This window comes from Pseudotamlana haliotis, assembly GCF_008806375.1.
Taxonomy (GTDB): domain Bacteria; phylum Bacteroidota; class Bacteroidia; order Flavobacteriales; family Flavobacteriaceae; genus Pseudotamlana; species Pseudotamlana haliotis.
Genome location: NZ_WAAT01000044.1, coordinates 64,487 through 90,288, shown reverse-complemented (window position 1 = coordinate 90,288; position 25,802 = coordinate 64,487). Strand labels below are relative to the sequence as shown.

Sequence of the window (25,802 nt, the reverse complement as noted above, 5' to 3'; positions counted from 1 at the left end):
CTAGAAATGATTCCTTTGGTCATAAAGAAGGTGTTTTTAAATGGATGCCCCATCATATACACATCTTCTCCAACAAGTTCTGTTTCTGCCAATGGTAAGGCATTCAATTTATCTCCTTTTGTGTCCACTTTCAGGATTGCTAAGTCGTTAGCTTTACTTGCAGACAATACTTCGGTCACCACATAAACAGTACCTTCATGGTCTATTGCAAAAAGACCATCATATTTAATAGTATCTTTAGGTGCGATAACATGATAGTTTGTTATAATTATTCCATCTTCACGAATAACGAAACCTGATGCCGCGCTTAAATGCACGTTGGGGCATTTATCGCATAAATACGACGACCCTATGTACATGGTGCTTTTTTGCAGATGATGATACATTTGGTTACCTGTCTTTTTATCAGATTGAGTATACGCAATTTCAACACCTGAATTGACTTCAAAGTTCTTGTCTCTATCTTCCTCAAGTTTTGTAAAAGGCGTATGCATATTGGCAGCTACCAACTTATCGACCCCTGCACTTGCTGCACTAACAAACTCTGAAGCATTTTCGGATTCTTCTTCTATTATTTCTACTTCTGTTTCTATCGCATTTGAAGTGTTTTTAGTAGAATTACAACTATTTAAAACGCATATTAATGATAGGTAAAGAATATAATTGATTTTCATTTTTTCTTTTATTTTGAATTGTTCGATTATGAAATATTAAGGGCTTACAGGTTTAAAAGTTTGAAATCCCTTCTTTCAACCAATTGTAATATGCATCGGCATCAGGCATATAAGCTACTGGATCTAAAAGATTCTCTTCGTTATGATCCATCAACACATAAAAGGGTTGCGAATTGGTTTTGTATTTAATAGTTTGTAATTCACTCCATTTTTGTCCGATGTATTTAAGTTTTTTCCCTGGTTTTAATTTAGACTCAACAACATCATCATCTTCTAACTTACGTTTGTCATCTACGTATAAAGAAATTAGGATGACATCATTCTTCAAAATATCAAGCACCTTAGGTTTAACCCAAACATTTTGCTCCATCTTACGGCAGTTTACACAAGCGTGACCTGTAAAATCGATCATGACCGGTTTCCCCACTTTTTTGGCGTAGGCTAAACCTTTATCATAATCGTTAAAAGCTAAGATATTGTGAGGAGGCATGAGGTGTGCGCCTTCTGGAATTTCGTTATGTTGGCCTCCAGGAACTTGACCGCTACCTAGTTGGGTATAGCCTACACCATAAGGCGACTCACTGTAATGTTGAGGCGGTGGGAAGGCACTAATTAAATTTAATGGTGCACCCCAAAGCCCTGGAATCATGTATATAGTAAAGGATAATACGATAAGCCCTAAACTTAAACGCCCTACTGAAATATGTGTTAAAGGTGAATCGTGTGGCAACTGTATTTTCCCGAATAAATAAAATGCTAATGCTCCAAAAACAGCAATCCAAATCGCGATAAACACTTCACGCTCTAACCAATGTAATTGTAAAACGAGATCGGCATTCGATAAGAATTTAAAAGCTAATGCTAGCTCTAAAAATCCTAAAACTACCTTTACGGTATTTAACCAGCCTCCAGATTTCGGTAAAGAATTTAACCAACCAGGGAAGGCTGCGAATAAGGCAAACGGCAATGCTATAGCACATGAAAAGCCTAACATACCAACAATTGGTCCTATTTGGCTTCCTCCAGCAGCAGCTTGAACTAATAAGGTACCTACAATAGGTCCAGTGCATGAAAAGGAAACAATAGCTAGTGCTAAAGCCATAAAAAAGATGCCTATTAATCCGCCTCTATCAGCTTGACTATCTACTTTATTAGCCCAAGAATTAGGTAACATAATCTCAAAAGCTCCTAAGAAAGACGCAGCAAATACTAATAAAAGTAAAAAGAAAATGATGTTAAACCATACGTTAGTTGATAACGCATTTAAAGCATCAGCACCAAAAACTAAACTCACTAAAATACCGAGTAGCACATAAATAACGATAATGGATAGGCCATAAATAATAGCATTTTTAATTCCGGCTGCTTTATTTTTACTTTGTTTGGTAAAGAAACTTACCGTCATCGGAATCATTGGAAACACACAAGGTGTTAATAAGGCTGCAAAACCAGAAAAGAAAGCGATAAAAAAGATTCCCCATAAACTCTTATCGGTTTGTTCAACCGGGTTTGAATTAGCTTCTTCGTTTGAGAGGTTTTCAACAGTGTTAACTTCTTCTTTAGTTGAAGACTCAGAGTCTACAATTTCTTTTTCCAAAAGGGTAAAAACTAAATCAACTTCAGTTGGAGGCAAACATCTGGTATCATCACAAACCATAAATTCTACAACCCCAGAGATGGTTGCAGTCTCTTTTGAAACTGTTATATTTTGAATAAATTTTGCTTCACCATCAAAATATTTAATTTCCATTTCGAAAATAGGATCTTGAACGGTATGCCCTTCAGCCTCAACTGTATTTCCATTTAAAGTGACATTTTCTTCCGAATTATCAAACGTAAATGTAGTAGGGATTGGCCCACCTTCAGGTACGGTTTGTGAATACAAATGCCAACCGGCATCTATATTTGCAGTAGCAATTAAATTATATTCTGTATCAGATATTTTCTCTACAGAAGTCGACCAGCTAACAGGATCTAAGACTTGGCTATTTAAAAAGCCAAAAGTAAATAAAGCGAGTGCTATTAGTATGTTTTTCATTAAATAGATATTTAATTTATTGCTTTAGTTAAAGAACTACTTGATTATTTTTAGTTGGTATGCTTAACATGTTTTGATAAACTAAAAAGGGTTATTCTTTCAAATAACCCCTTAACCTTTCTAAACTTTGGTCTTGACTAACTCAAATGTTTATATAAGAAAGAATAGAGTAACTATGTTAAAATTACTTTTTACTATAAACCTATCGGTTACAAGGATTACCTCAATTAAAATTTAAATATCGAGTGCATTAAAAACTTCAATTAATTTAGGGTCAGATGGTCTTGGAGCATTAGCATCAACAATGTTTCCATCTGGACCTATAAGGATAAAACGCGGTATTCCTTTAATTTGATACTCTTTTATAAAATTACTTTTCCAAGCGGCATCTGCAAGCAATTGAACACCGCCAAGTTCTTTTTTAGTGACCATTTTCTTCCAAGATTCATGGGCTTTCTCAACATCTATAGAAATACTAAGAAATTCAATATTTTTATTATGATATTGTTTTTCAACTTTTTTAAGTGATGGTATTTCCTTTATACAAGGAGCGCACCAAGTTGCCCAAACATCAATGTACACATACTTTCCTTTAAAATCACTTAAAGAACTTGTACCTCCGGCATGATTGACATAATCTGTAAAAACAGGTGAAGGCTGACCTTTAGCCAACTTCATTAAATTTTCATATTTCTCTGTAATTCTTTCATTATTTTTTTGAGAAGTAGAAACAGAAAGGAAGGTGTTATAATATGCTTCTATTTTATCGGTATTACCTAGATCACGGTTGGCTGCTGAGAATAACAAACTATTCTTTATAGTCTCTTTAGGGATTGCTCCGAACACTTTTAATTTAGCAAAAGATTTATCTAAACCTTCTTCTTCAGCTAATTCTTCAGCTTTACGACTAAAATGCAGCGCCACTAAATCATCATAAGATCCGCCTGCTTTATAGGCAGCTTCATTGAGATAATCTAACGACTCTATTTCATTAAAGAACTCTTCTGAAACCTTAAAATCAGCTTGCTTTGTATAATACCTATGCATGCTAGGGTATTTAGCAATAGTTAAATAGTGATAATACTCTAATTCTTTTCGTTCAGATTTTTTAAATGCTTCTGGCAAATTTTGAAAACTATCTAAATAACTAACATACTTTTCTTTAAGTTCGGCTTCTCTAATTTTAAAATCAGATTCACTCAACGAATTAAACACAGAATAATTCCCTCTAACTTTTTTGATGTTATCTACTTTAGTGAATAGATAATTTGAGGCGTCCACATCTGTTCCTGTTAACTTTGCTGTTTTTTTAAAATTTTTCAAATCTGCAGTCAAGTGATATTCTCCTCCGTTAGTAAAATAAAGGTCGAATCTATTCCTAGAGTCAAAAAATATGTAACGACCTTCTCCTGTTCGCAAGGTGTCTGAGAATGATCCATTTTCGTCTAATTCGATAGTTGTTGCCGAAAGATTAGTACCACTTAGCATGAATTTTTTGGAGGGCACATTATCAATAGTTCCAGAAAATATTATATAATCTTTAGTTTGTTTTTTGTCTGTGCAAGACGCTATGGATAACGCTAAAAGCAATAAAGCAATACATTTTTTCATTATAGAAAATTTAGAAATTTGAAAATAAGAATCTGTTAAATATTGAAATCTACATACGACATGTCGTTTTAGTTAAATTTCTATACTCTTTTTACGAATGGAAAAATTAATTCCCTGTTTTATAATTAAATCATCAGTTTTTACTGAAGTCGAATGCCATCAAGACAGAATATACTTGGGTAAATCATTTTTCCCTGATCATCAACATAAGAAGATGTTAAATTAAATAATACTTTGTCTACCTCACCTAAAGAGGTTAAATCTACTTTTTTCCAGTCATTTAAAATATAATTGTGTTCTGGATTTTCTAAATCAACACCTTCCCTAACTGCTAAATAATACTCTACTTGGCCTTTAGTACTTCCTCCTAAAGAACCTTCGATAATTAATTTTACAAAACCTGTAACAAACGTTCCATAAGCCTCATCATAGGCATCCTCATAAGCAACTTCTGCTTCTTCTTCAGTACCTCCAGCATTTAAAACGGCTTGTTTAGCACGTTCACCTGCAGCTTCACCAACCTCACGTCTAGCCAATTCTCCGTGACCTCTTAAGCTTACAGCATCAACATTACCCGGTGCAGGCAAAGAAAATGTACTAAAATATTTTGGGTTTGGGTTTGATATTTGGTGGTTTTGTATACTTAAACCATCAAATTTATAGGCTTGAGTATCAGAGTCATATGACCTAGAATAAATAGATCCGTAACTCGATAAAAGATAATTATAAGAAGTATTTGCTACTAACACATGCTCTACAATTCCTGGTTGTGCTAATGTAAAATAAGCATTATCTCCTGAGGTATTTCCTACTAGATAATTTTCTGTTCTATTTATCTCATCTGTGTATACGCTAAAAGCCGTTGAATCTATGGCTTGCTGCTTCTCTTCAGGTGTTAATCCAGCAGCTGGAGCAAAATCTCTACTTAAACTCCAAGGGTAAGAACGGAAATTTTTATTAGATAATGCAAAACCACTAAACTGCCCATCATTGGAATTAGATACATTCACAGTGATGACTCCTGACTCCTCATTACCAACTTGAAATGGTTCGTCATAAATTTCATATGTAAAACGATCTAAATCTATCGCATTAAAAGTGATATCATTTGGGTATGGTATTTTCACCTCTAATTCATCATCGCAAGCATAAAATAAAGTTATACAAACTAGAGTAGCTATATATTTTGGAATAAATTTCATATAATATAAATTAAGTTATTGTAAACCAGTATTTTGCGTTATTAATTTATTGTATTGCATCTCGACAGCAGGGATAGGGTAACATAAGCGATTTTCATCAATAGGCTTTCCTTTTATAGATTCCATCCAAAGTTTTCCTGAACCATCTTTAAATCGTAAAGACGCAAAGTATTCACTACCGTTCTCAACAAATGTTTCTAAAAAATATTCTTTAAATATCATGTCCATCAATTCTTGTTGTGTAGTAGGGTTTAAGCTTTCCAAAACAGGATTTGTTCTTTTAGAGCGCATCTCATTAATTGGAGCAATCGCTTCTGAAACAGAAGCTCCTGTTCTAGCTAATAATTCTGCTTTTAGAAGATATAATTCTGAATATCTAAAGAAATAGGTATTATATTTAAGATCTTCTGGACTCACTAGTTGCCCTGCAAATTGGCCTAACCTTGCAACTTTAGTAAATGTAAATCTTAGATCTGTATCCCATGCAATAGGCGCTCTCGCCTCTCCCGTAACAATATCCCAACGCGGATCACCTTTAAACCAATCTAAACCAAAATTTAATCCTGCATCTAATTGATCATACGGAGCAACAGGTAACTTGGTTGCATAGTACATGATCATAGAAAATGAGTATGTATAACTTATGTTATCAATTCGATCCTCATTATCAGATACATAACTACAAAATAAATTTTCCTCAGAATCCCAAGAATCTTGATAGACCTTAGCTAAATCGCTTTGCATGGAAAAACCTGAAATAGGTGTATATAATACCTCATCTATTAACTTAATCGCTTCATTTAGATCTGCTGTTCCGTCGTTATATCCATTTCTGTATAGTATAATTTTAGCCTTTAAAACTTTTGCAAATTCTTTAGACATATATCTATTATTGGTAAAATTCTCTAAGTGTTCAATAGCGAAATCAAGATCTTTAAATATTTTATCATAACTATCGCCTACATTAAGGCGTTCTTGTTCAACCTCTCCTAGAGTAATTGGTTCTTCACGGAAAATTATACCATTTGGGTTACTATCGTCACTAGACCACCAATGTCCATAATTCCAAAACACAAACATATTTGCAAATGCTCTTATACATCTTGCTTCTGCTAATAAAACATCCTTTTCCTCAAGGTTTATTTGATCTATAGTTAATTTACCAATATTGCTTATTGCAAAATTTGCTGCATTTAAAGTCTTATAATAGTCTAACCATCTATCTGATATGTTTGAAGTAGTCTCGTTTGATTGTGAGTACTCCATATCGAAATCGCCACTAGACCAATCAACAAATCCAGACTTAGAAGCTAATGAAACAAAAAGCCTACCCGAGAAATGATCTGAATTCACTATGGCTGCATACGCTCCATTAACAGCTGCATGTGCATCTTCAGCATTAGTTATAGCGTTTAACTCATTTAAAGAATAATTAGGTGTTAAGTTTAAATCGTCTTCACAAGAACTCATTACAAGCCCAACAACAATTAACGTTATATAAAATATCTTTTTCATGTGTGTCATTTTTTATTGTATATTCATTCTAACCCCAAGGCTGTAAACTTGTGCTGAAGGATATCTACTAGAATCTATTGACATTCCTGAACCAATAGACGTAGTCGTCCAATTCCCTTGAGGATCGAACCCTGGATACTTTGTAATTGTAAATAAATTGGTTGCCTGCAATGTTAATTCTATTCCTTTTATTGCCGAAGCAGAAAGCACTTTACTGGGTAGCCTATAGCCAATATTTAGAGCATTTAAACGAACATAAGATGCATCGTGTAAATAGAAATCTGAAAATTTGTTATTTTGTCCAAGTCCACCTGGAGCCATTCTTGGATAAAGTGCATCATACGGATTGTTTAGAATAGTACTTTGTCCTGCTATTAAATTACTTTGGTTATAATTTCTAGTGTTTGCAACATCTGTATATGGTAAATTCCAGAATCTTTTATGTCCATAAGCATAGCTAAACGTTGAATTGAAACTAAACCCTTTGTACTGATAGGTTAAACCAAAACCCCCAAAACCTTTTGGTGTTGAGCTTCCTATATTTACACGATCCTCATCGTTTATTTGACCATCTTCATTTTGATCAATGAAAATAAGATCACCTGTTGTTTCTGTAGATGTGTTAAAATATGATGGTTGTCCCGTAGATGCTATATTTTCAACAAAACCATACGTATCTTCCGCATTTACATAAAAACGACCTGCAGTTTCTAATCCATACCATTGTCCAATTTCGCCACCTTCAACTAATCTAATATAAGGCGAATAACTTCCTGGATAATAAATTTCCTCGAGTGAACCATTAATCTTAGTTACTTTTGTTAGATTTTTAGAAAAATTGAAATCAAAAGCCAAGCGATTATTTGTAGATTGAATGATGTTGTATGTAATATCAAATTCGAAACCTTTATTACTAATAGTCGCGACATTAGATGTTACATCTTTAAACGATGAACTCCAAGCAATAGGCCTATCGTAAATTAAGTCTTTACTTTGTTTTTCATAGAAACCAACAGTGCCAGAGATACGGTGATTTAGCAATCCAAAATCTAAACCTAAATCAAACATCTGGGTTTGTTCCCATCCTAAGTCTGGGTTTCCAATTGTTGTTGGAGATAATCCAGGACTATCATCATAAATTGTAGAGCTAATTATCGTTATCCAATCAAAATTTCCAAGATTTTGAGAACCTGTAACACCTAAAGATGTTCTTAGTTTTAAATAAGAAATGTAATCTTTAATTTTATTGTCTTTTATGAAATTTTCTTCTGAAATCAACCATGCGAAAGCTCCAGATGGAAAAATTCCAAAACGATTATCTTCACCAAAACGAGAAGAACCATCTCGACGAACTGTTCCAGAAATAATATAACGGTCATCAAATTTATAATGAAAACGTGCAAATTGAGAAATCAATGCATTCTGTGTCCCAGTTTCTGTTACATCGGTAATATCTGCTGCAGAACTAAAATTAACAAGAACATCGTCATCAGGAAAATCTTCAGCTCTTATAGAATAATTACTACTCTTGCTTCCTTCTCTAGAATACCCGAATAAAAGATTAAAATCGTGTTTGTTAATGACTTTAGCATAAGACAACGTCCCTTCCAGGACATTAAACGTTCTTTTAGTACTAAACCAAAACCTGTTATTAAAAGGATTATTATCACTACTCCCTAAACGGTGATAGCTTAATGATTCATTATCAGAATAATTATTTGTATAAGCTCCTCTTAACGTTAAACCTTCAATTATTTCATAATCTAAATACCCTGTTGCATTAAATATAAAATTCTTTCCTGAATTCGTATTTAGGAGTGTAGTATAAGGATTTTCAGTATATATATCTGCCGTAAATATTGAACCATCATCATTGAAAGGCGGAAGGTCTGGACGCGTATGTTTCAAAGAAGTTAACATGCTATCCTTATTGTCTGTTGTACGTGAACTCGCATTTATATTTAAACCAAATGTAAATTTATCGCTAATTTTTGTATCAAAATTCATACGACCACCATATACCTCACTCTGCCCAGATTTAACAATCCCATCTCTATCATTATAGTTAAACGAGATAAAATATGTGTTTGCTTCTGAACCACCACGAATAGAAAAATTATATTGCATGGCTAATGGGTTTTGTGTCATTTCATCTTGCCAATTGGTATTGGAATCATAAAAAGCACCTGGTAACACTTGTAAATCTGAAGCGTCATATTCACTAGTATTTAAATTGAAAAAGGCCGATTCGTCTAAATAGGGTTCCACAAAATAATTAAAGTGACCATTACTAATAACCGACTCCTTACTCGCTGCTATAGTAAAGTTTTTATATGCATCAGTTTCAAATAATTGGTAATCGTTAAAATCCATTATTGTTTGTCCAACTCGAGATGTTAGTTCAATAATAGGTTCTGAATTATGTTTCCCTTTTTTTGTTGTAACAAGCACTACACCATTAGCTGCTCTTGAGCCATATACAGCCGTTGCCGAGGCATCCTTTAATATATCGATACTTTTAATATCGTCCATATTTAAATTATTTAGAGAATTGTAAACATCTCCAGAAGTTGCAGTAGTATATTGTGGCACACCATCTATAACCCATAGAGGTTGGTTATCTCCAGATAATGAAGATTGCCCCCTAATAATAACACTAGTAGGCGATGTTGGTGAAGCTGATTGCATTTGAACACTTACCCCTGCAGCTTTACCCTGCAGCGAACTTTCAATAGTAGCTTCCATGGGAGCATTATCTATGTCTTCAGATGTTATTCTAGCAATTGACCCCGTAGCATCTCTTACTTTAGAGGTTCCATAACCAATCACAACCACCTCATCTAAATCATCAAGATTTGGAATCATTTTTACATTAATGAATTGTTTAGAACCAATGACTACCTCAATTTTTTCATACCCCATATAACTAAAGATCAATGTTGTATTTTCGTTCTTTCCATTTAATTTGACAACAAAATTTCCATCATAATCTGTATACACCCCGGTTTTAGTGTTTTTTACTAGCACACTTACTCCGGCTAGAGGTACTCCATTTTCATCAATAACACTTCCGCTTACTGTTTCCTGTAATGCTTCATTGTTTTTTGAGGCTAAACTTTTAGACTCCTTGCTACTAATAACAATAGTATTTTCATTAGAGAATTTATAGTCAAAGTCTCCTTTTGACAAGGTCATCTCTAAGAGTTCACCTACTTCGATTATGCCTTTTTTTAAAGTTGTTTTTGGATAGTTATCAAACAAACCTGTTCTGTAAATGAATGCATAATCTGTTTGGTTCTTAATCATTTTAAAGACCTCATCTACTGAAACAACTTGATTATCTTTAATTGTAATTTTAGCATTTTGCGAAAATCCGTTTTTAGGAGACAAACTAAAGACGAACATCGAAAAAAGAAAAATAAATGTTTTCATGATAAGGATTAAAAAACTCCTCTTAGGAAAGAGTAGTCGGTTAGTAATATTTTTTTTCATAAATTTATCTTTTGGTTTTTCAATCAATTACACTGGGGGATATCACTGGCGGTCAGAGGTTTAGTTTTATCCCTTTTTTTTATTCAATAATTATATATTCATTTTCAATTTTATAATTCATATTATTAGTACTTTTTATAATTTCTAGTATATTCTCTATAGACTGTTGTTTATTTAAAACTCCAGTAAAAGCAATATTCTCCATGTCTTCATTAGCTATTAGAATACCAACATCATACCACCTTGACAAAACTTTCATAATATCTTTTAAGGGTTTATTCGCAAAGCTAAATACACCTCTATGCCAAGAAATATAATCTTCTACTTCAACTGTAGCAATTTCAAAATCATTGTTGGCTTGCGTTAATTTTGATTGTTGTTTTGGTTTTAATATGACTTCATTAATTGTATTGCTTACCGAAACACTACCCTCTACTAATGTGGTAATAATTTCAGTTTCATCTTTATAGGCCTTAACATTAAAAATGGTACCTAATACGGTCAAACTTTGTGCATTTGTTTTTAAAGTAAAAGCATCACCATTATGTTTTGAACTTTTTGAAACTTCAAAATAGGCCTCTCCATAAACTAACTCTACCTCTCTTGGGTTTCCTCTAATAAAACTAACAGGATATTTAAGTTGTGATTCTGAATTTAACCAAACTTCGGTACCATCAGATAATTTCACATGGTACTGTCCGCCTCTTGGAACTGTTAAATAGTTAAATTCTAATTCATCTATATTCTGTTCTGCTATTTCGTAAATAACTTCCTTTCCGTTTCCTTTTACGTTCTTACCTTGATAGACATTTGTACTATCTAATAATACAGTAGTCCCATCAGCAAGTGTTAATACGGCTTTATCTGTACCTATTTCAATTTTAGTATCAACTAAAACAGGTTCGGTATAGTCATCATCATTGTTATTTAATAGGAATGTTAAAGCCACAATCAATGCTATAGATGCTGCTGTAGCATATTGCCAGTAATACGTTTTCTTAGGCACATGTAACTTCGATTTTAAAGATTCCCAATCTTTCTTCTTGTCAATTTCAATTTTTGATTGCAATCGAGATTCAATTTCTGTGTTATCTGTTAATCTTTTTAAAATATTATCTTTTTCTTCTTGAGAAAACAGATCTAAAGGTTCTAGCGACTCTACCTTTTCATCTTTTAAAAGTGACGCAGCTATTTGCTTAGATAATAATATAATTTTATTAAAATTGATCATTAGATGTTGCTGGTGTTTATTATGAAGACGACAAAACTCTTTGATAGGGTTAAAAAAATCTTAATTTTTTATTATAAAATCTTAACCACTGTTATAAATAGATGTGTCGTGTAATTATTTTTTTTAATCGGAAAAATTGAAAACAAAGGCTATAAAAACGAAGTAATCCTTTAGTAATGGCCTTAACCTTTTATATGCTATCTTTTTTTGTGCCTTAACCGTATTTACAGAAATCTCTAAATGCGTAGCTATTTCATTATTTGAATATTCTTTTATGCTTAACCTGATAATTTGAGCACATTTATTCGGGAGCGTATTGATGGCCTCTTCAATTCGAGATGACGCTTCTTCTATAACGACTTCCTTTAAATAAAAGGATTCTTTATTTAGAACGTCCAATTCAATAACAGACATATGGTCTGTTTCTTTATACCGTTTACTTTTTAAATAATCTAAGGCCCTATTTTTAACAGAAGTGTATAAATAGGATTTAACAGCGAGTTCATTTTTAAATGCTATTTTATCTTCCCAAACTTTTATAAATACATCTTGAACTAAATCTTTCGCTATATCTAGGTTATTAACATAGCTTTTTGCAAAAATGCATAATGAAGCATATAATGAATCGAAGACATCCTTATATGCTTTTAATGATAAATTATGTACCTCTTTCGTTTGAGACAATGCGCTTTTACTTAATTTAGGAATCCAAATCTACTTAAAAAGTAATCAACAGAAAAAGAGAACTTCCCTTTTTGTATTTTAACTAAAAAATAAAGTCAAAAACCATATTATTCATTTTTATTTATAATTATTTCCTGATTCCAATCTGCAATTAAAAAACCAATGATAAAATAGTCATAAGCACTAAGCGTACCTTGTATTAGATAACTGACATGGCCACCTTCTAAAACGGTTAACTTACAACAACAAACTACCATTTTTTACATGTGCTACTACCAATACTTCCCATTAATAAATTAAATAGCAAACACTGTAAAACTTATATTTCTATTTTAAAAAAACAGTATAAAAAAAGCTTACAACATCAATGACTTGAATTTGTAAGCTAAAAATAATATTGTCTAATATTTTTGAAGTATAGACTTGTTTTTATCTCAGTTCTCTGTATTGAAAGTAATTTGACTTTCAGAGTTCCGTGTATTTTGTTTAAGAATCTATAGTTTCTAAGTATAAATCTTCCAACGCTTTTAAGGTAATATCTTCACTTCTAAAAGATTCTACCAAATTCCCTTCTTTCATAATTCCAATATGCGTTGCAATTTGTTTAGCTCGAAAGATATCGTGAGTAGCCATAAGTGTTGCTACACCTTTCTCTTTAAGCCTTAGAAGTAAGCTTGAAAATTCATTACTTGCTCTTGGGTCCAGTCCAGATGTAGGCTCATCTAAAAGCAATACCTTAGCATGTTTAGCTAAAGCAATGGCAATACCTACTTTTTGACGCATCCCCTTAGAGTAGGCAGATACACGTTTCAAATGTGCATTTTTTTGTAGTCCTGCTTCTGTTAGAAAAGCAACAAACTCGTCTTTAGTATATTTTTTATTTGCTAAACCTACAAAATACTCTAAGTTTTCTAAACCTGTTAACGTAGGATAGAGCATCAAGTTTTCTGGAATATAAGATAAGTATTTTTTAGTTTCCATGTTCTTTTTACTAACATCTAAACCGTTTATGCTAACATGTCCACTTGTGGCTTCAATAAATCCCAAAAATAAATTAATAGTAGTCGATTTACCCGCACCATTGGCACCTAATAGACAATAAATATCGCCCGACTCCACTTTAATATTTAAACTATTAAGAGCACAAAAGTTGTTATATTCTTTTCTTAAATTAATGGCTTCTAACATATCTTAATTATTGTTTTGTTTTGGAAAATTATTAAAATCTTCTACTGTTAATTTTTGATGATTCTTGTACTTATTATAAAAATAACTGGTCCATTCTTTTTGAAATACTTTTGCTTCATTTTGAAAATCTAAATAGTGTTGCGTATCTGTTTCAGCAATGTTATTCATGGTGTTTTGCAGTATAATTGACGGAGAAAACCAACTCAGACTATTGGCTAAGTTTCGCTGATTTATAGATTGGTTTTCAAACTTACTTTCAAACGCTTCCATAAACTTAGTTTTTTCATTTAATAGAATGAAATTTTTGTTCCAATACCTTCTAAATCGATCAGGTGCTTCAGCGCCATTGGTATTTACTGATGGATGTTCTTCATAATACTTTTGTAAAATAGCTTCCTCTTTCTTTTCAAATTCTTTTTCAATGTCTCTTTTTGCCGTAACATATTCTACCCTTGAAGGTGAAGGGTATATGCTACTTGATACTATGTTTATTATGCTTGGTATAATAATTACAAAAAGCAACCAAATGCCTAATAGTAAGATAATATTTTGAGAAGACGATTTGTCAAGTAAGTTTACCAAAAATGCTATTCCAAACCAAAACAGGGTATACAGTGCTATACTTAATAACAACAATAAATATGATAAATTAGAAAAGTTAACACCTGTAATAACAAGAGATAAGGTAAGTAAAATGCTTATTAACACCACGATAAACACAAAACGGAATACTATTTTTTTTAACAGCCATGTCTTAATATTAATTGGCATAGATAATAGTAATCTAAGCGTACCTTGCTCCTTTTCTGATGACAGAATGTTATAACTAAACGCAATTATTAAAAGCGGTAAAATAAATACAAATACAAAGGCCAAATCAAATCCGCCGGTAGCTATATTCATTGGGTTTTCAAAATTGTCATTATCCTTCCCCGCATTGGTGCTATTAATATTCACTTTAGTGTAATATGGAAAAATATCACTTTGCCCATTACTAATAACAGCAAGAGGCGCTGGAGTTACAGTTAAATAAACCCCACCATAATAATTACCCATTGCAACCGGGTTTGTAGGGTCTTCAAATACCCTACTAGGCGCATTTGCTTCACCTTTCTCTATAGATATTAAGGTGTTTTTGTGGTTTGTATAAAAGGTATTTTCTTTATTTTTTACTAACGCAATACCCTCTATTTGTTTATCAACTCTTGATTTCCCATTGTAAGCAGCAAACAAAATAAACAGAAAAAGAAATAGTACCAAAATGACTACTACAGGGTTTCTTACTATATTTTTAAGTTCTAGTTTAATCATTTCAATTTATTTTTTTGAACAGATAGCATTACCAACATACCGCTTAATAACCACCATAAAATTAGATACAATAAGTTACTAGCACTTTCTTTCATAGTTTGAGCGAGCGTGATGGACTGATATTCAAACTTGATATTTTCTTTGAAGAAGTCAGAATCTACCGCGCCTCTTGGCCCACTATTTAAACTGCTAATTAAAGCCCCTCTATATTCTTCGGCTTGATAGGTAAAGTTATAATGTGATTGTAAATCACTTTTCGCAAATTCCATTGAAAGCATTCTTATTAAAATTGTAGGCGAAATAAACGCATTAAGTTGGTGTACTTTGAGTTGCTCAAGGTAAACGTTATTTAAACGCGTCATAGCATTTTTATATACCGTGGTTTCGTGTTTTTCGCCTTCTTGCATAAGCAATTGACTATAACTCACAGGAAGTGAGTCAATGGTTTTTACTTGGTAGGCTTTTAGCAAACTATCTTTAAAAGCAATGGCTTTTTCAGATGTAGGATCATGGCCATTAATACCATTCTCTAAATCATTTTTTATATTTTCCTGATAGGCAATAGCAGAAGGTGTTTTATGCGTGTTTTTAGAAATGTCTGCAGTTAGTTTTGGCATAAGCAAGGCTGAAATCATCCAAAAACTTAGTAAAATAATTAAAGAAAAATTACTGCTTTTAGCCCATACCGATGTTGCTATAGACAGATGTATAAAAACACCATAATAGATTAATAAACTTATTATAATTAAAGCATAACGTAAAAGGTCTCCATTTTCATAATCTGAAAAAGCGATAAAGCAAAAACCTAATAAAAAAACTGGCACTAATAATAAAAGTAGTGCAAACCATATGCCTAAAGTTTTTCCTAAAACCAATTTACGTTTTGATGCGCCTTGGCTAAGTATGAGTTGAAGCGTGCCACTTTCTTTCTCTGTAGTAAAACTATTAAAGCCTAATAAAATAATAAGTAACGGCATTAAATATATAAAAACAAAAGCAGGGCTTAAATCGGCAAACCTTGCCAAGTCATTTTGATCTGTAATTTGTTTGTATGATGCCGAATTTTGACGGTGTGCTTCTAAAAAGACAGAAACTCCTAGATATTTATTCAGCCCATTATCTATTAAAGACAAAACCGGTATGGGCTTAAAGGCAAACGTACCATAGTGCCCCGCAGCATGGGCACTTTTTTTACCTTGACTTTCCCATTGCGCTCTTGCTAAATCTTGAGCTGCTTGATGCTCTAGTTGAACCTTAGTATGGGTATTCCAACTAATAAACATGGAAAAAACCAATAGTATTAAAAGTGTGATACTGACTAAACGAAACCTATTATTTCGTAAAAGCTCTTTTACTTCTTTTTTTGCAATTAATAGTATCATAGAAGAATTTTGAGAATATAAAATTTTAATGAATGAATACCTATTTAGCCTCTCGCTTAAAAAAAGTGTCTTGTACTAAATTTAGGTGATCAATGAATATTATAAATTTGGTGTTTTTAAAGTCTAAAGTTAAATGTAATCTTATACGTTTTATTTGTTTTTTACCTTTTTTACAATTCTCACTGCATGAGTTACGGTATCAAACATTTGGAAGCGCATAGGTACTAAATAACACTTCAACACGTATTGATTTTAACTTTTTTTTTAGGTTTATATCCTTGTTTATTTATAGAGGTAATGGCTTGTATGCAACAGTTAGCACCGTAATATGGTCATGACATTAAATTCAAAAAAAAAGCAGAAAAGAACTAAAATAAAGTTTAGCTCCTTTCTACTTTTTTCAATAGCAGATTACCAAAAGGTAATCGTTTATTTTTTCACAAATTTAATGGCATTTCCTTTTTCAAGTCTCAAAACATAGATTCCATTTGTTAAATGGCTTACTCCAATTTTTTCGTTAGCAGAAATTTCTCCAGAACCAACCACAGCACCTACTGTATTGTATATGGTATAATTTTCTTTTGCTGTTAATCCTGAGATTGCAATAAAATCTGAAGATGGGCTAGGGTATAACTTAAGAGCACCTTTTGCGTATACGTCATTTACTCCTAATGTAGGCCCGTCAAGAAGTGCGAAACCCCAATTCCCACTATTAGTTCCACTAGTTCTAGTAAAAGTTAATGTGGTAACAGGTTCAGTAAATTCTATAATTCCGTCGGATACGGTTACATTTAATGTGTTCTCGTTTGCAGCTGTTATTTCATAATTTGATAAAATGGTGAAATCATGATTGTATTCTATTGTAGAAAATACCCAATCTGCTATGTAAAACTTTAAATTTGGTATAGCTTGATCAAACGTGATGGTACAAGTAAAGTTATCAACAGGTTTCATTTTTATAGCTGGTGTAGCCCAACTTCCTTCATACGAAGCATAAGAATTTCCTTCCATATTCGCAGTTCCCACTTTAGGGGTATGCTCGGGAGCGATAGTCAAAGTAAAACCTACACTACCTAAAGTCCCCCCAAAGTTGCCAGCTACCGCTGTGTTACTATAAGTCGCGAAATTTTGCCCGTAAGACAAACCTGTTGTTGCTACTGCAATAAATGCTAATAAAATGTTTTTGTAAATTTTTTTCATGTGTTTGATAATTTAAAGGTTAAATGGTTAAGGTTAAATATTAATTTCAATGTTTTTAATCGTATTTTGTATAAAGCATGTCATACATTTATGAACCCAAAATATCTTCTTTTAATAGCAAAACCGCTATTTCCTAGTATCATATTTTTACAAAATCTATAATACAAGTGACTACTTGTTATATTTAAGACGACAAAACTCTTTAATAGGGTTAAAAAAAAGTTAACTTTTTTTAAGAAGTAAAAATCCGAACACTTTTAGATGAAAAAACAAGTATTATTCTAACTGTTTTTATTTATAGAATAAAAAAAAAGTTGCCTCCGTATTGAAATAGCAATAAAGAAATCTATAATTAGATTATTTATAAAGGCTACTACAAATGAGATACAAAACTATCTCTTGCGTCACAATCTCTATAAAAAAAACCTACTTAATTCAACCTAACCTAGTCTTAATCACCCAAATACCAGCAACATATAAAACACGCCTAATATATAACATCAAATACTAGTTACTTTAAACCTAAATTTTATAATTAATTAACACCATTAACCAATTGAAATTATTTCTTAACAATACGAGTCATTGATCTACGAGAACCATTGTTCATGTTTAATAAGTAATGGACTTGCAACAAAAAACTGGACAATTATTTGAACGACTATCATTCCTCTGTATTTGGTCTCTGTTTAGAGACGTGCATAACGCATTTTGAGCGAACCCAAATATTGATAATTGCATTAAAGAACCTACTAAAATACTTTTAAATACATGTTTCATTTTTTATAATTACTGAAAACAATTTATCAGTGTCCGCTATAACCTTTTAAAATTCAGATTTACAATCTAAATTTCCCGCTTTTTATGTAATGATTTTATTTTAAAATATAAATACGAACAAAAGTTGTGTTTTTTAACTATAACTAATTCATTACTTTTTTAGTCAAAACAGCACCTGTGTTTGTGGTCATTTTATAAATTAATATTTGGTTTCTTTTAAACTCGTTTATATTATATTCGTTTACATTTATTTTTTTAGAATCGAAAATTTTTCTTCCTACAAGATCATACACCGTAATGTTTTGAATCATAAAACCATCTGACTTTACAGTTGTAGTTGTTCCTTTTTTGAAAACCTCCCAAGAGGTAGATTTTTCTATGCTATTTATAGCCAATGTAGATTTATCCAAAACAACCACTCCATAATCTTCAATATCGAATCTTTTGGTATTGTTATCTGTAAAACAACCATCATTAGGGACGGCATCATCTGAACTAAGATCTAGCGTTCCAGAACTCTCGACTTGGCTCATCACTCTCATTAAAAGTATCTTATTTGTTACTACATCCGTTGTAGGGATTATAATATTTTTTATTAACCTACCGGATGTAAATGACCCTGTGGCAGTTAATTTATCAGCAAAAACCATTTCAGAAATATCGAACGCTCCGTCATTATTGAAATCGATCCATGCTTTTACATAATTTGTTCTAGTGCCCGCACTATTAGCAGTTATAGCAAGTTCATACGAATCGCCAGAATAAACCGTAGTCAATTTTTCACAACGAAAATCTTTTATATCATTCTCCCTTACACCTGTATCATTACTAATGGAATTAAACTCAAATTTACTTACGGTATAATTGAAAGTTACTTTATCAAAAGTTCCAAAACTACAAGTTGATGGTGTTCCTTGTTCTCCAACTGTGATATAGTTTTCTTTTGTTTTAGTGAAGGTGCCTAAACCATCAACTGTTAACGTTAGCGTTACATTATATAATCCTGTTGATTTTGGTGAAAATTTTGGGTTTCTTTCTGTGGAGGTAAACACATCTGTTCCGTTTGTAATCGTCCATAATGCTGTTGTCCCATTGAAAGTAAAATCATCTAAATAAGTATTTGGAATACAAGAACTATTGTCAAGCAAAGTCAATTCAGTGCCCAAACAACTTGTGGTATTTTCCATTGTAAAATCTACCGATGGCGCAGATGGAGGGGTTAAACTGAGGTTTCCGTTTTTAGTTAATAATGTCGAACGTTGTCCTTCTAATGTAGCGATCATACGGTCTTTTTGATCTGTTGTAAATAGTGTACGACAGGCTACATAGGAATATGACATTAAATTAGTAATATAATATTTGTTGGTACTGAGTTCAATTCCATAAGGGGCATATCCGATAGCGCAGTTGTTAATTAATTCGGATTTGGCACAATCTTTTTCAAGAGACGGTCCTAAATAAGGCGGTGTGTCTGCGCATTTATCTCCGTCTGTATAAAGGGTTGATGGGCAAGTTTTTGAATCAGTTCCTTCAAAAGTGTGGTACAAATTTAGGGCATGACCTAATTCGTGCGCTAAGTTAGTGTCAGGTTCTGAAGTAAAGGCATTAGGCTTTAAAACCGCACCATCTAAAAAAGCACCTGGGTAATAGGCAAATCCTGCACTACCATTATTGTAAAATTTATTAACTATATAAATATTATAGTATTTGGATGTGTCCCAAGTTAGACTGTCCATAAAAGGTTTAAGTAGTATACCTCCATTTGGGTCAGTTACCCGAAGACCATTATTTACATATTCTGTATTTGTCGAATAATCTATCCTATTTATTCCTGAGGTACAATCGCCGTTTTCATCACGAACGGCTAATACAAACTCAATTTGTGTGTCATAACCATAACGTGAATCAAATTGAAGCCCAACATTTTGTGCTCTAAAAAGAGCATTTGTTTGTTTTAACTTACGCTTTATGTCATCGTCTGTGAAATTAAATGACGGATCATTTCCGGGGTTAACAATGTGTATTACTATTGGAACTTGGTATATTTCAGTTGCAACTTTTTTATTTACTTTGGATGTTTTTTTTGCGCTAATTGCCAACTGTAATTGATGCTCGTGCTGTTCAAAAGTGGGATTGGTTTGTTTTTCTCTAGCCCATATTAAATCAGTAGCACACTCCACTTTTAGGGATGTATCTGTTTGAGCGTAAGAAAAACTAGAAATGCAAAGTAATAATGACAAGTATAGGTATCTCATTTGTTGTATGTATTTTTTAAAATTTTTATATTTCATTTGTTGTATGCATTAAAAATCTGATGAAATTTTACTATTAAAACACCCTGAAATATTGTCTAATTTTTGGGAGCAGTTTATAAATTAGGTTTTGTTTTTTATTACTTAAAATAGTAACCAGTTCGTTGGTTTGGCAATAAAACACCTTTTTTAATTTTAAAATAGCTTACTTGATTACAATCTTAAGGCATTCATATCAACACCATCAGGGTACAGGTAAAGCCGATATAGGACAGCATTACTTGTCCATTAGGAATATCTCTTACTACAAAAACGAAAGGGTTATTGAGCGCTAACGTTCCACCTGGATGAATTTCTGTTGGTTGACCAATGAATTCAAAACTAGCTTAACCAAAAGTCATTGCTATTAGACTTAAGAAAATAATAAGTGATAAATTTTTTAATAATTTAAAGGTTAAATATTCAATTAAATGTTTCTAATAGTATCGTCTATAAATCCTGTATTCTTTTTTTGAACAAAAAACGGCCTCTTTTAAAGGCAAAACGGCCATCTCTTTATTTGACGATAAAACTCTTTGGTAGGGTTAAAAAAAAGTTATTTTTTTAAGAAGTGAAAATTCGAACACTTTTAGAAGAAAAAACAAGTATTATTCTTACTGTTTTTATTTATAGAATTAAAAAAAGTTGTCTCCGTATTGAAATAGCAATAAAGAAATCTATAATTAGATTATTTATAAAAGCTACTATAAATGAGATACAAAACTATCTCTTACAGCACAATCTCTATTAAAAAAACACTACTTAATTCAACTCAACACAGATTTAACCATATAAATTTCAATGATATATAAAAAAAATATTTAATATAGGTTCTCAAATACTGGTTACTTTAAACCAAAATTTTATTATTAATTAATACCAGTAACCAATTGAAATTATTTCTTAACAATACGCGTCATTGATCTACGAGAACCATTGTCAATGTTTAATAAATAAACACCTGTAGCAAACCCTTTAAGACTTACTGTCTTTTTGTTAGAGCCATTAGTATGAACCGGAACATTGTTTAATACTCTGCCCATAAGATCAATTATAGATACTTTTGCATTTTCTAAAGATTCTGAGCTTTGTATGGTAATGACATCGGTTGTTGGGTTAGGAAATACTTTTAAACCTTTTATTTCATTTTCCTGAGTCGATAATGTATTATCGCCTCTAACTACAAAGTCATCTATAATTGCACCTTCTTCGGCAGTACCTCTTTCATTATTTATTAACACAAATCTAAACAGCATATTTTCTTCAGCCGAACCATTCATATCAAAGTCTTCTAAGGAATGCTTATATAATTTCATTTCAGCATTTGTTCCTCCTGCACTATGTGTACTTAAATCATCTCCTCTTCCTGTCCATTGGCCGCCAACACATAATTCACAAAAAAATGTATTCCAAACTTCTCCATTATTAAACCAATCTTCATCGTCTGCACTGCCCAGAATTTGCCAGGTTACGCCGCCATCTGTAGAGTATTGAAAGGTTATAAAATCATATCTATTCTCTGTGTCAAACCCCATTTTAAACTCTACGCTAGCATTTTCTATGTTAGACAAATCATAACAAGGTGAAACCAAGTAACCTCTTGCACTTCTTTCTGTATCACCATCTAAGTTTGTTCCGTAGACTTTAGACCCCGTATCTTTTAACAACTTTCCACTTGCCGTACCTCTTTCCCATAAGGCTTCTTCTCCTGATATATTATATGCGATTAATTGGTCTGAATCATTTTCAAAAGTATTAACCTCGCCAAACTCGCCTGAATCATTTATATATAAGTTAATTGAAGAAGTTGTTGCTGGGTTTAATGTAGTGACCTCTAATTTATGAATACCTCTTGGTATGCTTCCTGAATCTAGAATAGTAATAACACCTGTTTGGCAAGGACCAATGTTTCCAGTCCAAGTTTCACTTACTGGATTACCACCATCTATAGTATAGCTATAATCTAAAGAAGATATTGGTGTATTTGTAAAGTTAGATACAGACATTTGGGCAATTCCATTACCACACGCCCCTTTAATTTGTGTTATTGAGAAAGCTGCTTCTGGTAAATCAAATGATTCTAAACCATCTGCCGCAGAATTAATAGCGCCTTGCTGTGCTCCAAATCCTAAACCTCTTTTAGCAAACACCTGCCAAATCAAACAGGCATTTTCTCCTCCTGTAGTTGCCCGATCTGCAGCCAAAATGGCATCTCTAGAGTCTACAAAACCAGCACCACAAGGTTGTAATTTTAATCCGTCTAGCACTAATTGTAATACTTTATTGTTTCCTGCATCTCCATAATATAAATCATCAGAAAACCCATACTTATCTATATAAGCCCAAGTTAAATCCCATAGCATGGTTGCCCAGACAACGCCTACACCGTGAGGTACCTTTGCATATTTAATATCATCATAGGTATAATCGTTTATGCTAAAGTCTGTAGAATATGGTTTAGCTCGAAGCCCATTTGCTCTTATTGATTCACCTTTAGCAAAAGAACCAATTCCTCTTCTGGTTTCAGAAAGATCTCCAGAATTCATGGTCAACATTAAACCGAACCAATCAGACCACCCCTCTCCTTGTTGCGCTTTTACATAATTCTGATTTAAGCATGATGCATTAAAGGCGCCACCTACTAACCTTATTGAGACGCCATGACCATATTCATGAATTATAATTTCATTATCAAAAGCACTATCTCTTGGTGTATCAATCTCATCATATAAGTACATTTGCATTATTGGATTAACGCCATCTGTATCTGTACGCATATTGGCATTATTTGTTCCTGCAGCATCCTGAGCTTCTGCATTTAAACCATCAGATTTCCCTATAACGTTAGTGTAATTGTTTTCTTGAAAATTTCCAGATGCCTCATCAAAACCATATCTATAAAACACATCATGAGCCATGTTAGTAACATAAAACAAGTTGGTTACTGCGGCATCTCTATATGTTTTTGGATTCTCATTATTATAATCATAAGGGAAATCGAATTCTAAGTTACTCCTGCCATTTGGTGAGTCGCCATCTTCTGAGTCTTTGGTGTCTAAGTAAGCATATACATTATTACCTCTTGTATTAGTATATTCTGCACCAGGTACTCCATCAATATCATGCCAGCCAAATGGTGATGCTACAACATTAGCAGGATTATTAATTAATACCCTATTACCATGTATTGGGTTTGAAGTCCCTGGAGTACTACCATCTGATAATATTGGTAAAACTCTGTAACTAGATCCATCGACTAGTATTGAAGCATGCTCCGTAGATTTAAAGAATTCAAATTCGGTTTGGTTTTTTTCTATAGGTTCAGAATGGTTGTGATCGTGAACATGGTCATACTGAGGGTTTTCAAAAGAACAACTAATCGTATAATTATGAATGTTTCTTTCATTAATTTTCCCTGTAACAGCATCTACTCGGACACTCCATGCATCACTACTTCCAATAACATCAACTTCAACATCTTGATACAATCTCAAGCTTCCGTCTGCTTCTTCAACATACTTTAACACTACAGGAATGGTATTTCTAGAAGAAATATTACCGTTAGAAAACTCGTTTTTTTTCTTTGTGTTACTTAGCCTTTTTAAGGCGGTAGGTTCCCCTAGTTTAAAATAAGAGGCTACGTTTTCTATAGCTTGCTCTGGTGTTATAGCAGGTGTTAGGGTATTAATTTTTTCCGCTACATTTGTGACAAATCGACTGGCGATATTAAAAACTTCATCATCTTTAATGGCTACAGTTGTAATAGCATTATATATAGGAATACCTTGATGTTCTTGCCCTACATATACAAGGGTCACATCCATTCCTTTAGAATAATACTCATTGGTTACGGTTAATCCTTGAATATCACTTTGAGATAAATTAAACTCAGCACTACTAACATGATCCTGTATTTTAGCTCCGTTTGGAGAGGTGCTTAACGCGTTTTGAGCAAACCCAAATGTTGATAATAGAATTAAAGAACCTCCTAAAATACTTTTAGTTATGTGTTTCATTTTTATAATTACTGAAAGCTGATTATTAGTGTCTGACATAACTTGATGTTAAACCGCCTCTTTAACATATTTATTAAGCTGACTTACTGGTACCACTATTTTTAATAATAGTTGTAAATCTCCATTTTGTCTTGTACGACCTCCTGAATAGTTTGCATACGTAGAACTTACGACTCCAACAACTTCGCCCGAATCATTTACCACAGGGCCACCACTAGCACCTAAACCAAATTCTGCTGTAATAGTCATTCTAGTCTTCGACTCATCAGAATTTGTATATTTTCTAGAAATGATTCCTTTGGTCATAAAGAAGGTGTTTTTAAAAGGATGTCCCATCATATACACATCTTCTCCTACAAGTTCTGTTTTCGCCAATGGTAATGCATTCAATTTGGCACCTTTTGTATCAACTTTCAGGATTGCTAAATCGTTAGCTTTACTTGCTGACAATACTTCGGTCACCACATAAACAGTACCTTCATGGTCTATCGCAAAAAGACCATCATATTTAACACTATCTCTTGGCGATATAACATGATAGTTTGTTACAACGATACCATCCTCATGAATGACGAAACCTGTTGCCCCACTTAAATGCACATTTGGACATTTATCACACAAATACGATGAGCCAATATACAAGGTCCTTTCTTGCAGATGATGATACATTTGGTTACCTGTTTTTTTATCTGACTTGGCGTACGAAATATGAACACCTGAATTAACCTCAGAGTTCTTGTCCTTGTCTTCTTCTAGTTTTGTAAATGGTGTATGCATATTGGCTGCAACTAACTTGTCAACCGCTGCACTAGCTGCATTAACAAACTCTGAATCATTTTCGGGATCTTCATGGAACACCTCTGTTTCTGTTTCAGTTGATTCTGAAGCATTTTTAGTGGTATTACAACTATTTAAAATGAATACTAGTGATAGATATAGGATAAAATTGATTTTCATTTGATTTTTTTGAATTTGTTTTTAAAGTATACTATTGCTAGTACAGCCTAACTAAGCTTGTTATTTGTTTATTAAGAAGTAATCAAGAACAAAAAAACATTTCTATAACATTATAATGTGTTATAATTTTCTATTTGTGCTCTCTTTTAACTTTAGTAATATGGTTTTTATCTTTATAGTAAAATGATCGAATTATTAGTATCGGTTTAAACTAAATTATTCATGAAAAT

The 25,802-nt window shown here is 32.6% G+C and carries 15 protein-coding genes; all 15 read right to left on the bottom strand.

Annotated elements, in window-relative coordinates; translation table 11 throughout:
- Nucleotides 1–674: S1 family peptidase (locus F6U93_RS09015; RefSeq protein WP_150939286.1), on the bottom strand; the 674-nt coding region annotated here is incomplete at its 3' end.
- A gap of 52 nt (nucleotides 675–726) precedes the next feature.
- Nucleotides 727–2,712, bottom strand: a complete 1,986-nt coding sequence (locus F6U93_RS09010; protein ID WP_150938992.1) for a protein-disulfide reductase DsbD family protein — start codon at nucleotides 2,710–2,712, stop codon at nucleotides 727–729.
- A gap of 234 nt (nucleotides 2,713–2,946) precedes the next feature.
- Complete coding sequence (locus tag F6U93_RS09005; RefSeq protein ID WP_150938990.1) at nucleotides 2,947–4,323, bottom strand: TlpA family protein disulfide reductase; 1,377 nt, start codon at nucleotides 4,321–4,323, stop codon at nucleotides 2,947–2,949.
- A 140-nt stretch (nucleotides 4,324–4,463) separates the two neighbouring features.
- A complete protein-coding gene (locus tag F6U93_RS09000; protein WP_150938988.1) occupies nucleotides 4,464–5,525 on the bottom strand; it encodes a DUF4465 domain-containing protein in 1,062 nt (353 codons plus the stop codon).
- Nucleotides 5,526–5,540: 15 nt separating this feature from the next.
- Nucleotides 5,541–7,040 carry a RagB/SusD family nutrient uptake outer membrane protein gene (locus tag F6U93_RS08995; protein ID WP_191963490.1) on the bottom strand — a complete coding sequence of 500 codons (1,500 nt, stop codon included), beginning with the start codon at nucleotides 7,038–7,040 and terminating at the stop codon, nucleotides 5,541–5,543.
- 12 nt (nucleotides 7,041–7,052) lie between these two features.
- Entirely contained in the window at nucleotides 7,053–10,472 is a 3,420-nt protein-coding gene (locus F6U93_RS08990; RefSeq protein WP_191963489.1) for a SusC/RagA family TonB-linked outer membrane protein, read from the bottom strand.
- 139 nt (nucleotides 10,473–10,611) lie between these two features.
- A complete protein-coding gene (locus F6U93_RS08985) occupies nucleotides 10,612–11,763 on the bottom strand; it encodes a FecR family protein (protein ID WP_150938983.1) in 1,152 nt (383 codons plus the stop codon).
- A gap of 123 nt (nucleotides 11,764–11,886) precedes the next feature.
- Nucleotides 11,887–12,447 (bottom strand): RNA polymerase sigma-70 factor, encoded by a 561-nt coding sequence (locus F6U93_RS08980; RefSeq protein WP_150938981.1) that lies wholly within the window; start codon nucleotides 12,445–12,447, stop codon nucleotides 11,887–11,889.
- Between the two features lie 486 nt (nucleotides 12,448–12,933).
- Nucleotides 12,934–13,635 carry an ABC transporter ATP-binding protein gene (locus F6U93_RS08975; RefSeq protein ID WP_150938979.1) on the bottom strand — a complete coding sequence of 234 codons (702 nt, stop codon included), beginning with the start codon at nucleotides 13,633–13,635 and terminating at the stop codon, nucleotides 12,934–12,936.
- Nucleotides 13,636–13,638: 3 nt separating this feature from the next.
- On the bottom strand, nucleotides 13,639–14,946 hold the full coding sequence (locus tag F6U93_RS08970; RefSeq protein ID WP_150938978.1) for an ABC transporter permease subunit: 1,308 nt from the start codon (nucleotides 14,944–14,946) through the stop codon (nucleotides 13,639–13,641).
- Entirely contained in the window at nucleotides 14,943–16,328 is a 1,386-nt protein-coding gene (locus F6U93_RS08965) for an ABC transporter permease subunit (RefSeq protein ID WP_150938976.1), read from the bottom strand. Before F6U93_RS08965 ends, F6U93_RS08970 begins: the two co-directional genes overlap by 4 nt.
- A gap of 429 nt (nucleotides 16,329–16,757) precedes the next feature.
- On the bottom strand, nucleotides 16,758–17,528 hold the full coding sequence (locus F6U93_RS08960; RefSeq protein ID WP_150938974.1) for a T9SS type A sorting domain-containing protein: 771 nt from the start codon (nucleotides 17,526–17,528) through the stop codon (nucleotides 16,758–16,760).
- A 923-nt stretch (nucleotides 17,529–18,451) separates the two neighbouring features.
- Entirely contained in the window at nucleotides 18,452–20,563 is a 2,112-nt protein-coding gene (locus tag F6U93_RS08955) for a M43 family zinc metalloprotease (protein WP_191963488.1), read from the bottom strand.
- A gap of 932 nt (nucleotides 20,564–21,495) precedes the next feature.
- Complete coding sequence (locus F6U93_RS08950) at nucleotides 21,496–24,615, bottom strand: M36 family metallopeptidase (protein WP_225312630.1); 3,120 nt, start codon at nucleotides 24,613–24,615, stop codon at nucleotides 21,496–21,498.
- A gap of 48 nt (nucleotides 24,616–24,663) precedes the next feature.
- Complete coding sequence (locus F6U93_RS08945) at nucleotides 24,664–25,572, bottom strand: S1 family peptidase (protein WP_150938968.1); 909 nt, start codon at nucleotides 25,570–25,572, stop codon at nucleotides 24,664–24,666.
- Nucleotides 25,573–25,802: the final 230 nt, after the last annotated feature.

Coding starts and splice junctions, on each gene's coding strand:
- F6U93_RS09010 (WP_150938992.1), bottom strand. CDS start 2,712: ATGAAAAACATACTAATAGCACTCGCTTTATTTACTTTTGGCTTTTTA.
- F6U93_RS09005 (WP_150938990.1), bottom strand. CDS start 4,323: ATGAAAAAATGTATTGCTTTATTGCTTTTAGCGTTATCCATAGCGTCT.
- F6U93_RS09000 (WP_150938988.1), bottom strand. CDS start 5,525: ATGAAATTTATTCCAAAATATATAGCTACTCTAGTTTGTATAACTTTA.
- F6U93_RS08995 (WP_191963490.1), bottom strand. CDS start 7,040: ATGAAAAAGATATTTTATATAACGTTAATTGTTGTTGGGCTTGTAATG.
- F6U93_RS08990 (WP_191963489.1), bottom strand. CDS start 10,472: ATGAAAACATTTATTTTTCTTTTTTCGATGTTCGTCTTTAGTTTGTCT.
- F6U93_RS08985 (WP_150938983.1), bottom strand. CDS start 11,763: ATGATCAATTTTAATAAAATTATATTATTATCTAAGCAAATAGCTGCG.
- F6U93_RS08975 (WP_150938979.1), bottom strand. CDS start 13,635: ATGTTAGAAGCCATTAATTTAAGAAAAGAATATAACAACTTTTGTGCT.
- F6U93_RS08970 (WP_150938978.1), bottom strand. CDS start 14,946: ATGATTAAACTAGAACTTAAAAATATAGTAAGAAACCCTGTAGTAGTC.
- F6U93_RS08965 (WP_150938976.1), bottom strand. CDS start 16,328: ATGATACTATTAATTGCAAAAAAAGAAGTAAAAGAGCTTTTACGAAAT.
- F6U93_RS08960 (WP_150938974.1), bottom strand. CDS start 17,528: ATGAAAAAAATTTACAAAAACATTTTATTAGCATTTATTGCAGTAGCA.
- F6U93_RS08955 (WP_191963488.1), bottom strand. CDS start 20,563: ATGAGATACCTATACTTGTCATTATTACTTTGCATTTCTAGTTTTTCT.
- F6U93_RS08950 (WP_225312630.1), bottom strand. CDS start 24,615: ATGAAACACATAACTAAAAGTATTTTAGGAGGTTCTTTAATTCTATTA.
- F6U93_RS08945 (WP_150938968.1), bottom strand. CDS start 25,572: ATGAAAATCAATTTTATCCTATATCTATCACTAGTATTCATTTTAAAT.